At 31.5% G+C, this 11884-nt stretch carries 12 protein-coding genes; 4 read left to right on the plus strand and 8 right to left on the minus strand.

Annotation, left to right across the window (positions count from 1 at the left end; genetic code table 11):
* Nucleotides 1–7: 7 nt before the first annotated feature.
* On the minus strand, nt 8–1060 hold the full coding sequence (locus BXU10_RS03900; protein ID WP_031456376.1) for a hypothetical protein: 1053 nt from the start codon (nt 1058–1060) through the stop codon (nt 8–10).
* 96 nt (nt 1061–1156) lie between these two features.
* Here BXU10_RS03900 and BXU10_RS03905 point away from each other — a divergent pair, with 96 nt between their 5' ends.
* A complete protein-coding gene (locus tag BXU10_RS03905; RefSeq protein ID WP_078226184.1) occupies nt 1157–2068 on the plus strand; it encodes an ABC transporter ATP-binding protein in 912 nt (303 codons plus the stop codon).
* Nucleotides 2069–2070: 2 nt separating this feature from the next.
* Complete coding sequence (locus BXU10_RS03910; RefSeq protein WP_078226185.1) at nt 2071–2907, plus strand: ABC transporter permease; 837 nt, start codon at nt 2071–2073, stop codon at nt 2905–2907.
* Between the two features lie 263 nt (nt 2908–3170).
* On the opposite strand, the gene typA is transcribed toward BXU10_RS03910, so the two are convergent.
* Nucleotides 3171–4967 carry a translational GTPase TypA gene (typA, locus tag BXU10_RS03915; protein ID WP_078226186.1) on the minus strand — a complete coding sequence of 599 codons (1797 nt, stop codon included), beginning with the start codon at nt 4965–4967 and terminating at the stop codon, nt 3171–3173.
* Nucleotides 4968–5340: 373 nt separating this feature from the next.
* Between typA and BXU10_RS03920 the strand changes: the two genes are divergently transcribed.
* Both BXU10_RS03920 and BXU10_RS25150 read left to right on the plus strand, forming a co-directional pair.
* Complete coding sequence (locus tag BXU10_RS03920; protein ID WP_223255450.1) at nt 5341–6834, plus strand: PAS domain-containing sensor histidine kinase; 1494 nt, start codon at nt 5341–5343, stop codon at nt 6832–6834.
* 3 nt (nt 6835–6837) lie between these two features.
* Complete coding sequence (locus BXU10_RS25150) at nt 6838–7065, plus strand: response regulator (RefSeq protein ID WP_223255384.1); 228 nt, start codon at nt 6838–6840, stop codon at nt 7063–7065.
* A 248-nt stretch (nt 7066–7313) separates the two neighbouring features.
* Here BXU10_RS25150 and BXU10_RS03930 read toward each other — a convergent pair whose 3' ends face one another.
* From BXU10_RS03930 to BXU10_RS03950, 6 genes are all read right to left on the minus strand, one after another.
* Nucleotides 7314–8372: a nucleoid-associated protein gene (locus BXU10_RS03930; protein ID WP_078226187.1), complete on the minus strand. Its 1059-nt coding sequence runs from the start codon at nt 8370–8372 to the stop codon at nt 7314–7316.
* A gap of 44 nt (nt 8373–8416) precedes the next feature.
* A complete protein-coding gene (locus BXU10_RS03935) occupies nt 8417–8776 on the minus strand; it encodes a four helix bundle protein (RefSeq protein WP_078226188.1) in 360 nt (119 codons plus the stop codon).
* 97 nt (nt 8777–8873) lie between these two features.
* Nucleotides 8874–9413, minus strand: a complete 540-nt coding sequence (locus tag BXU10_RS03940; protein WP_078226189.1) for a hypothetical protein — start codon at nt 9411–9413, stop codon at nt 8874–8876.
* Between the two features lie 97 nt (nt 9414–9510).
* Entirely contained in the window at nt 9511–9882 is a 372-nt protein-coding gene (locus BXU10_RS25155; protein ID WP_369803401.1) for a S41 family peptidase, read from the minus strand.
* Nucleotides 9863–11182 (minus strand): peptidase S41, encoded by a 1320-nt coding sequence (locus BXU10_RS03945; protein ID WP_223255385.1) that lies wholly within the window; start codon nt 11180–11182, stop codon nt 9863–9865. Before BXU10_RS03945 ends, BXU10_RS25155 begins: the two co-directional genes overlap by 20 nt.
* A gap of 103 nt (nt 11183–11285) precedes the next feature.
* Nucleotides 11286–11882 carry an HPP family protein gene (locus BXU10_RS03950; RefSeq protein WP_078226190.1) on the minus strand — a complete coding sequence of 199 codons (597 nt, stop codon included), beginning with the start codon at nt 11880–11882 and terminating at the stop codon, nt 11286–11288.
* Nucleotides 11883–11884 lie beyond the last annotated feature (2 nt).

Here is an 11884-nt window from a genome sequence, read left to right on the forward strand (position 1 = left end):
TTTATTTTTAAACCAAATTGGTGTTTTTAAAATTACGGGTTATGAATTCAAAAGCTGCATGCATAATATGCCCCATTGATTTAGCATTTTTAAAATTCATATCATTAGTATAACGGTACAATTCCATTTTTAGCTGATTTAAATGCTCTTCTGTAGATATGGTGTCGTGGCACATTATGTTAAGTAGTTTTTTAATTCTGTTTTCGGCAGAGTGAATACGTTTTGCCAAAATAGCCCGTTCTTCGTCTTTGTATTGAAAAATTGAACGTTCTTCAAGTTTTTCCTTAATCAGTTTTATCATTGGATAATTTTCCTTAAAAAACTGAGGGCGATATACCTTGAAATTTCCTTCATAACATTGCTGGTCAAAATCTATGGGACGAATTTTGTAGACTACCTGATCAAAATCATGAATAGGCACAATTACATAGTTGTAAGCACGCATGTCGCCTAAAAGCCTGATCATACACCGCTCGTTGAATTTTACAAACTCTTTTGCGATTTGTGATTTTTCGGTTTCGCTACAAGTGTCTAATAAGGTATCCATAAAAACATCACCCGGAATGCCTATAATATGTTCTTCAATTAAGGTATCCCTATAAACCAGAAAGTTGATTTTATCAGGTGATAAAATGTCTTCTAATTCTAACCCGTAAATTCGGGATGCATCTGCTTTTTTAATGTAAAAATGAACATAATTGTCATTAAGAATATTTCGGACTTTTATTCGGAAAGGTTTCGAATTTCCAAAAGTACAATAATCAATTGCATCAACGTTTAAAAATTGAATAATCTCGCTGTTTCCGTCTGAATGTAAAAGAGAATAAATCTTCTTCAAATTGAGGTCGATTTCATTTCTTTCAAATTCATTATAATAAACCCTTATCCACAAGGTATCAATATCATTTTTGTCATAAACATTAACAGAGCCTGAAAAGCGTAATAAGTCATCATAAAACACAGATACTTTCGAGATACGTTCGTATCGTTCTAAATAGCTTAAAAGTGATTGTGTTAAAGGGTAAGAAGGTTTTTTTAACAGCATTAAAGGCTCGCTCATTTTCAATATCTTTAATGCAAATTTACATTAATTTATATTTAGGAGTAACAAAAATCCAGTTGAAACGTCTTACTAAAAACTAAAACCGAAATAAATTTGGAAACCATACTTAGAATTGAGAATCTTCACAAAAGATATGGGCGAATTCAAGCCTTGAAAAATATATCTTTTGAAATACAAAAAGGACGCGTTTATGGTATTTTAGGGCCAAACGGAAGCGGAAAATCGACAACTTTGGGAATTGTTCTGAATGTTGTAAACCGAACATCAGGTAATTACAGTTGGTTTGGAGGTAAAATGCAAACTCATGAAGCGTTGAAAAAAGTAGGTGCAATAATTGAACGCCCTAATTTTTATCCTTATATGACAGCAGAAGAAAACCTAAAGCTTGTTTGTAAAATAAAAAGTATTGATTATTCTAAAATCTATGAAAAGCTTGACTTAGTTGGTTTGACTGAAAGAAAGAATAGTAAGTTTAGTACTTTTTCATTAGGGATGAAGCAGCGTCTGGCTATTGCTTCGGCACTTTTAAATGATCCGGAAATTTTAATTTTAGATGAGCCCACAAATGGTTTAGATCCACAGGGAATTCATCAGATTCGGGATATTATTAAAAAAATTGCTTCACAGGGAACCACTATTTTACTGGCTTCGCATTTATTGGATGAAGTTGAAAAAGTTTGTTCGCATGTGGTTGTTTTGCGAAAAGGGGAGATGCTATATTCAGGATCTGTTGACGGAATGTCTGCAAATGAAGGTTTCTTTGAAATTCAGTCTGAGAATAATGAAGCGTTGAAGATTATTTTGAATGAGCATCCTGCAATTGACAGAATAACTGAAGAAGAAGGCAAATTTTTGGTTTACTTAAAATCAGAACTATCTGCTTCCGAGTTAAATAGATTTCTATTTTCAAGAAATATTGCATTGAGCCATTTGGTGAAACGCAAAAATAGTTTAGAAGCCCAATTTTTAGAATTAACAAAAAACGCCAGCGTTCAAAACAACTAACCATGAACAGACTTATCTCTATAGAATTACAAAAAATCTGGAAAAATAAAGCCAGTAAAGTGCTGACATTAATTTATTTTATTCTGCTTTCATTTATAGCATTAATTGCTTCAATAAAATTCGATATAGGCTTTTTAAAATTTCACTTTGCCGAAATGGGAATTTTTAACTTTCCATTTATTTGGCATTTTAACACCTATATAGCTGCCTGGCTGAAATTTTTTCTCGCAATTGTAATTGTTTCTATGATGGCAAATGAATATAGTTACGGTACTTTAAAACAAAATCTAATTGACGGTTTAAGTAAAAAAGAATTTGTTTTGTCAAAATTCTTAACCGTTGTAGTTTTTGCTTTCTGTTCAACAATTTTTGTTTTTATAATGACCTTGATTTTAGGATTATGTTTTTCATCCTATACTGAGTTTGGAATTGTCTTCACAGATTTAGATTATCTGTTGGCGTTTTTTGTAAAACTTACCGGTTTCTTTTCTTTCTGTTTGTTTCTTGGGATTTTAGTAAAGCGTTCTGCCTTTGCATTAGGATTTCTTTTGGTTTGGAGTATTTTAGAAGGAATTATAAAAGGTATTTTAGTGTTTCAAATATTTCCCGAAAGCACTAAAGGTTATACTATTACGCAGTTTCTGCCTTTAGAGGCCATGTCAAATTTGATTTTGCTTCCGTTCACTAGATTATCAATGATAAAAAATATTCAGAATCAAATAGGTTATGAGAATAATATTGATTACAGTGTTAATTATTTTTCAATTTTAATTGTTTTAATCTGGACATTCTTATTTGTTTATTTTTCATATAAAATATTAAAAAACAGAGATTTGTAATTGTTTTGTCACGAGGTTTCAATTTCAGTTTCGCATAGAAAAATAATTATATTTCAAAAAAAAATTGTAGAAAAATTTAGTTATTATGTATTTCTTACAGTGACACAACCTGCTAAACTTCAGGGTTGTGAAGCTAAAGTAATTTTTATTGAAAAGATAACTTATTGAAATTTATTAATTCCAATAAGGAATGCCCTTAAAAAAAGAATCCCAAATTCCATTAAGTTAGGAATTTGGGATTTTTAATATTGAAATTTAAAAGATTAGAATTTAAATCTTTTTCTATCAGTTTCTGTCAAATAGATTTTTCTTAAACGAATAGATTTTGGAGTAACCTCTACATATTCATCTTTTTGAATGTACTCTAAGGCTTCTTCTAATGAGAAAATGATTGGAGGGATAATTCTGGCTTTTTCATCATTTCCGGAAGAACGAACGTTAGATTGTTTTTTCTCTTTCGTTACGTTTACACACATATCATCACCACGAGAGTTTTCACCAATTACCTGACCTTCATAGATTTCAGCATTTGGTTCAACAAAAAACTTACCACGATCCTGTAATTTATCAATAGAATAAGGAATAGCTTTTCCTTTTTCCATAGAAATCAAAGAGCCTTTGTTACGTCCTGCGATTTCACCTTTGTAAGGCTCATATCCAATGAAACGGTGTGCCATAATAGCTTCACCAGCAGTAGCAGTAAGCAATTGATTACGCAATCCAATAATTCCACGAGATGGAATATTAAATTTTACAATCATACGGTCACCTTTAGTTTCCATACTTAGCATTTCACCTTTACGCATAGTAACGAACTCAACTGCTCTTCCAGAAAGTGATTCTGGTAAATCGATTGTCAATTCCTCAATTGGCTCACATTTTTTACCATCAATTTCTTTGATGATAACTTGTGGCTGACCAATTTGAAGCTCATAACCTTCTCTTCTCATTGTTTCAATAAGAACAGATAAGTGAAGTACACCACGACCAAAAACCATGAATTTATCTGCAGAATCGGTTTCACCTAACTTCATCGCTAAGTTTTTCTCTAATTCTTTTGTTAAACGCTCTCTAATATGACGAGAAGTTACAAACTTACCCTCTTTACCAAAAAAAGGAGAGTCATTAATTGTGAATAACATACTCATCGTAGGCTCATCGATAGCAATAGATGCTAATCCTTCAGGATTTTCATGATCAGAGATAGTATCTCCAATTTCAAAACCTTCAACACCTACAACAGCACAAATATCTCCAGCAATTACTTCTGTAACTTTTTTACGGCCAAGACCTTCAAAAGTATGTAATTCTTTAATTCTTGATTTTGTTACAGTACCGTCTCTTTTTACCAAAGATATTGGCATACCTTCTTTTAAAATGCCTCTTTCAAGACGTCCGATAGCGATACGACCTGTAAATGCAGAGAAATCTAAAGAAGTAATCAACATTTGTGGATTTCCTTCTGAAACTTTAGGAGCTGGTACATTGTCAACAACCATATCCAATAATGCTTCAACATTATCAGTTACGTTTTCCCAATGATCAGACATCCAGTTGTTCTTAGCAGAGCCATAAACTGTCGGGAAATCCAACTGCCATTCTTCAGCACCTAATTCAAACATTAAGTCAAAAACTTTTTCGTGAACTTCTTCAGGCGTACAGTTTTCTTTATCAACTTTATTGATAACTACACAAGGCTTAAGACCTAAATCAATCGCTTTTTGTAAAACGAAACGAGTTTGTGGCATCGGACCTTCAAAAGCATCCACTAGCAAACATACACCATCGGCCATGTTCAATACACGTTCTACTTCACCTCCAAAATCGGCGTGACCAGGAGTGTCAATAATATTGATTTTCGTTCCTTTATATTGAACAGATACGTTTTTTGAAGTAATTGTAATACCTCTTTCACGCTCCAAATCGTTATTATCAAGAATTAAATCACCTGTGTTTTCGTTTTCACGAAATAATTGACAGTGATACATAATTTTATCAACCAAAGTGGTTTTACCGTGATCGACGTGGGCAATAATTGCAATGTTTCTAATAGATTCCATCTGTGATTTTTAATGGGTGCAAAGGTACACTTTATTTTGATATAAAAAACGTTTTGCAGATAGTTTACGTAATGCCAACGAATTAGTTTAATGAATACTTAAAAATTCTATAGCTTTAAAAGCATTTCAATTTGGTTAATTTTCCTATATTTGAGTGATGAAAAGTAAATCCAAACAAATTATACTGATCTACATTATCTTTTCGTTATTTATGGCAATCCTATGTCATAAATTTCTAGTTTGCTATGCTTTAAAAACAGAATTCTTTTATTTTAGTTTTGTAAAGGATGTAGCTTTTATATTTTTTACAGGTCTGATTTTTAATTATATTTTATCGAAAAATGAAAGTAGAAATATTGCTATTTTGAAAAAAATGCAGTCTGCTAATGAAGAAATCAAGAAATCTAATGAGAAATATGACATCGTTGCAAAAGCCACCAGTGATACCATATGGGACTGGAGGATTCCGGAAGATTATATTACCTGGAATAAAGGAATCGAAAATGTTTTTGGATATAAACAGGAAGAAGTAGGAATGACTTCGAAATGGTGGTTTGATAAAATTCATCCTGAAGATACTATAAAAATGTCTGTCAGATTATATTCGTTTATTGAACTTAAAACTGAAAAATGGCAAGATCAATACCGTTTTAGATGTGCCGATGGTACTTACAAATACGTTTTGGACAGAGGTTTTCTTTTAAAAGACGATAATGGTAAAGGTATCAGGATGATTGGAGCTATTCAGGATATTACAAAACAAAAAGAAGAAGAACAAAGGCTTAAACTGTTAGAAACAGTAATTACGCAATCTAAAGATTCTATTTTGATTACCGAAGCAAATTCTACAGATGGTAAAATTCCTAGAATTGTGTATGTAAACCCTGCTTTCACTAAAATGTCAGGATATGAATCTGATGAAATTTTAGGGCAGTCTCCAAATGTTTTTAAAGGTCCTAATTCTGATTCTGAGGCCTTAAAAAAAGTACTAAAAGCGATCAAAGAAGAACGGGAATGTTTAATAGAAACGATAAGTTACAGTAAAAACAAAAGAGAATATTGGGTTCGTTTTTCGATGATTCCAATTTTTACTGTTGAAGGAGTCTTGTCTCATTGGATATCTATTCAACAGGATATTACTGAAGAAAGAAAATTAGAAACTGAAAAAGAGCAATTAATCCGCGAATTGACTCAAAATAATAAGGATTTAAAACAGTTTTCTTATATCACGTCACATAATCTAAGAGCTCCGTTATCTAATTTGATGGGGTTGTTAAACTTAATAGAGGATATTCCTGTTGAGAATCCTGAGTTAGAGGAAATATTGGGCGGTTTTTATAAGTCGACACACCTCCTTAACGAAACGATTAATGATTTAGTAAAAGTGATCATTATAAAAGATAATCCTTCGATGCAAAAAGAGATGGTTTCTTTGAGTGAAGTTTTTGAAAATGTGTTTGGTCAGTTATCCTTTCAAATAGAAGCACATAAGCCAATAATAAAACTTAAATTAGATAAAGTTCCTTTACTTAACACCAATAAGGCATATATTGAAAGTATATTGCTAAATTTGCTTACTAATTCCATAAAATATAAATCTGAGAATAGAAAATTAAAAATTTCTATAACAGCTGAAGAGATTGATCAAAGAGTTTTTTTGACTTTTACAGATAATGGAATCGGAATTGATTTAGAAAGAAATGGTGATAAAGTTTTTGGACTGTATCAAAGGTTTCATAATTATCCCGATAGTAAAGGCCTTGGTTTGTATCTTGTAAAATCTCAAGTTGAAACTATGGGAGGAACAATTAGTGTTGAAAGCGAGGTAAACAAAGGAACCTCATTTATCATATCATTTAAAAAATAAGTTATGTTGGAACAAATTTTATGTATTGATGACGATCCTATTACATTGATGCTGTCTAAAAAGGTGATTTCAAAGGCAGGTTTTTCTGACTTGATCAGTACGGCTCAAAATGGCGAAGAAGCGTTGTCATTTTTTAATACATTAAAGTACAGTAAAGATCAACCAGTAAAAATACCGCAATTAATTTTTCTCGATTTAAATATGCCGATCATGGGGGATGGGAGTTCTTAGATCATTTTACCACTTCTGATTACGATGAATTTAATTCGGTAAATGTTATAGTTTTGTCCTCTACAATTAATCCAGAAGATTTAGCAAAAGCAAAAAAATATCCTATCATTATTGATTTTCTCTCCAAGCCTATAACATTACAAATGCTTGAATATCTGAAAAATAAAATTGAACTATAAAAAAAACGGCAATTGCATTATAATTGCCGTTTTTTATTTTAAGTAAGTAAATAGAAAATGAATAGCTTCTTAGCTTTTTTCTTCTTTATTGAAATATACTAAGTAGTAATACATTTGTTTTTCTTCATCCCAGCCTTTTTCAACAAATTTTTCAGCGCTTTCAGGGTTGATAAAATCCATTTTAATCTGAATGTGAGTATCCAGATTAATTACATTTTTAATCGATTTTCTGGCGTCAGAAACAGCTGAATTGGCAATAGGGAACGAGGTTACATCTTCGATGCTGTATTTTTCTCCTTTATCAACTTTATAGTTTTTAAATTCAGGAATTAGATCAGGATTGTCCAGTACTTCATTCAGGAAATTCTGCTCTTCAAATTGATCATTTTTAGCAAAATAATTCACAGAGCGGTTCATGAACATCACTTCTTCTTTTTTATCTTCTGCTGGTAAAACCACGTCTTTTGCAAAGTTTTGACAGAATTTTAAATATTTTTTGGTAATGAAATTTTCATCTTCAAAAGCATCAACAGATAAAAAATGCTCTAACCAGTAACGTGCATCATAACGGTTACTGTCGACAGTGAGGATTTTGTATCCTTCTTCTTTTTTATAGTTAAAGATCAAACATCCTTTATCTAATTTACTTAGGTTGATTCCCTGTTGTAAAATCATTTCAAGATTACTGTCTTTTTCTTCAAACTGTAAAAAGTCGGCTTGCAGCTCGCTTTTAAAAATCCCAATAGCATCAACCACATTATTATCAATACTTAAATTGGTTAAATACGTCACATAAACCTCTCCATTTTTAATGTGCGGATGATTGGACTGTTCGAATAAATGTGTGGTAATTTTTTTTGAAATCTCCTGTAAATTGCCTGGATTATTAAAAATTTCCGTAGCATATTTAAACATGTCGTTGTAATCCAGATCGACTTCGTGTGCAAACTGATAATAGTTTTCTTCTTTTTCCCTAAAAGGCTTAAAAAAGTACTCTTTTATCAAAGGCACAATTTCATCATTTAAATTAAAAGGCTGTTCCGATAAAAAAATCGCTTCGTTACGGCTTTTGTTTCCTACGCGGTGTATCGCAAGGGTCTCGATGTGGGTGTTGAATAAGTTGATCATGTTTAAAGGTGCTGAGGTTCTAAGTTGCTAAGATTCTGAGTTTTTTAGTTTCTGTCTTTCAATTTTTTGATAAATGAAACTAACATTCTTTCGACTTCTCGGCTGTCCTCGTATAAGTTATTAAATTCGTGTTCATTCAGATAAGTTATATTTTTTGCAATTTCTAATTGAGTTTGCATTTCAAATAAAGAACCTACTGAAATATTTAAAAAGCGTAAAAAATCTTTATCACTTTCTCTTCCAGATCCTTCAGCAATATTACTTGGAATAGAAATGGAACATCGTCTGATTTGTGAAGTTAACCCGAAGATTTCTTCTTTTGGAAAATTATTTGTTGAAGAATAAATTTTGGTAGTTAAGGACATTGATTTTTGCCAGATAAGCAGACTTCTAAAATTACTCATTTTTATATTTTTAATTCATTAAATATAAAACAAGAAAAAACTTTCAAAAAAAAACACCTTATTAACTCAGCATCTCAGAACCTTAGTAACTTTTTCTCTAATTCCAATTCTCCTCAAATCCAAAATCTTCAAAGCTGTCGTCGCCTTCAAACATGTCAAGATCGTCTTCGTCTAAATCATCTTCAAATTCTCCGTAAATATCGTCATGCATATCGGCTTCGAAGTTTTTTTCTCCGGCTTCATCCGGCATTTCTCCGTGTGAAAATAATGTTTCAGGATAAATAGCCCCAACAGATTCTTCTTCTATCGCAGCCAATTCAACTAAGAAAGTCCACATACTGATGAAATCGTAAACATAGATAATTTTAGTGTTTTCTTTGTCTAAGATACTAGATAATGGATAATCATTCATAGTTCTTATTTCGCCTGGAATATCTCCCGTATCAAAAAGTGGAATTTCATCTTCCTGATTCCATGTGTCATCACAAGTATAAAATGAAGCCACTTCTGATCCGTCAAAGCCAAAAGCGTTGAAGATTGCATTGTGTAAATCCTCAAGGGTATCATCTTCAAGAATTGCGATGTCTCTAAAAATATCTTCTTCGGCGTCCAGAATTACTCTAAATTTATAAACCATAATCTTTGTATTTTTTGAAAAGCCAAAGGTAAAATATAAAAAATGAAATACGAATTATGAATTACGATTTGTTGAAAAGATTTTTGATTTTTATAATTTACTTTCCAGTCTCAATAAATTGCAAAGCACAATCTAAAATTTCGTCTTTTCCTTCCTGAATTCCTTTGATTGTAGGTTTTACTTCAATATCTGGAACAATTCCAATACGTTGGGTTTCCTTTATATTTGGATAAAAAACACCATAACAGGTAAATGATGTTTGAAATCCTTTCATAACATGAAAACGAGCATTTGCACCATCAGCTCCTGCAGTTTGACTACCAATTATGGTTGCATTAGGAGCTACTTTTAAACACATTGCTGTATATTCAGAATGACTAATCGATTTTTCATTTACTAAAAGAATTACTTTTCCTTTGTAATAATCCAGGTTAATTCTTCCACAGGTTTCAATGCCATTTCTCCAAATACCTGCCTGGAAAGCTTAAATCGGGATCAATAAACTTAACAAATTCCTTAGGTTCTGGATTTAAGTATTCAGCTATTGCATAATTAGTATCTTTTGGATGATTTCTGATATCAAAAATAATGGCTTTTGTTGATTGTAAGGTTTCTATCATGTCAGGAACATTTTTAACCTGTAAAATTTCCATATCAACATAACCTATATTATTGTCTAAAACTTTAAACTTTTCTTTTTTTATTTTGGCACCTTTTTTATATTCATTTCTGTGGGAATCGTGTTCATTATACCAATTTATAGTTTTTGTTATATACTTTCCGTCCTGAAGAAATTCTAACTTAACAGTATCTGAATATCCAGATAATACTGATTCCGTTAGTCTGTCTAGATAAAAAGATACATTTGATGCCGCAATTAAATCTCTATTTTCTGCAATAATTTCTTTTATCGTTTTGTCATTAATCTTAGTAATGACAGTACCAATTTTTATATTCTGAGCTTCTGCCAGACTATCTGCCCGAATTTCTGTAACAACTATTTTTTCATCAATGATTTTACATTTGGCTGGAAAATAATTTAGGATTTTGTTTGAATCTGGATCTGAGTGTCTATAAAACACGACATGAGAGTCGTTAAGTTTAACAGTTAGTCTTTGCATTGCGTTGTAAAAATCGTCTTCATTTTTGGCTGCCATAAAAAGAGGAATCATTTTTTCTAAAGTGATGTCCCATTTTTGATCCATTTGATATTTATATGGAAAAAAGTATTCTACGTAATTCCAATATCTGAAAAGCGTTAAAATGTGTAAATTTTTATCGGTCAATTTAAAATCTGCATATTTAACTTCATTATTAAATTGTAAAATGTTACCACTATAAAGATCATATTGCACATAATACTGTTTTCCTTTGTATCTGTTTTTTTCAATAAACTTGAGTTTCTTTGAAAGACTTTTCGAAAGTATTTTTGAATTAGTAACCCATGACAAGTCAAAGTTTTTATCAAAATACTCAACATCTTTTGGCTGAGCGATTGGTGTGGTTTCTTTTACTTCTCCAAGAGAATTTATCCAGTTTTCGAGAATTAATAAAAAATCTTCTTTGGTTTGTGCTTTCTCTACCTGAGGCAAAATTGTAAAAAGCTGTTCATCCCAATTTTCACTTCCGTCTGCCACATTTGGATGGTAATATTTCAAAAAACCCCATATTTTGCAAGTGGTGGCAAGTTTTTGGTTTTCAGTAAGAATGTTGTTAGCAAACGCCGTTTGTACGACAGTAAATAATAGTATGAAAATTATGTTTTTCATTTAATGCTTTTTTAGGTCAAGGTGAGATTAGTTTTACCAAAAATAGCTTTTAAATGTGAAAAAATAATGATTGCAGAATTTTTTGAGAATAAAGATTTATCAATCAGCTTCTAATAGTTTTTGAAATTCTCTTTCTAAGTTTTTGGTATTTTTTATGAGTTGGATAATGTCTGTTGGCTGTCATATTATTAAAAATCAAGGCCACAATAAGCAAAATCAAAACACCAATAAGCACAGGAGATATTACATACATATAACCCAAACTTTTTATTTTATCTGAACCAATGATCGCAATTAATGCAGTCGCTCCTCCGGGAGGATGCAGCGTTTTGGTAATCTGCATTAAAATAATAGCAAAAGAAACGGCCAGAGGAGCAGCTATCCAAATAATATCTGGTGCTAATTTGTGTACAGTAACACCAACAAAAGCCGAAATTAAATGTCCGCCAACTAAATTTCGTGGCTGAGAAAACGGGCTCTGAATTATTCCGTAGACCAGTACACTCGATGCTCCAAAAGAACCTATTAAATAAACCGCATCATTTCCTGAGAAATGTATAGATTGAATATAAGCCAGGATTCCAATACCTGCAAATGATCCTATAAAAGACCAAAAGTGTTCTTTATAATCTACTAAAGTTTCCTTGTAAAGAATGTAACGTGTTTTGCGGTATCCTCTTTTTATTTTTTGAACAGGCATGA

This window comes from Flavobacterium sp. LM4 (assembly GCF_002017935.1).
GTDB lineage: Bacteria > Bacteroidota > Bacteroidia > Flavobacteriales > Flavobacteriaceae > Flavobacterium > Flavobacterium chungangense.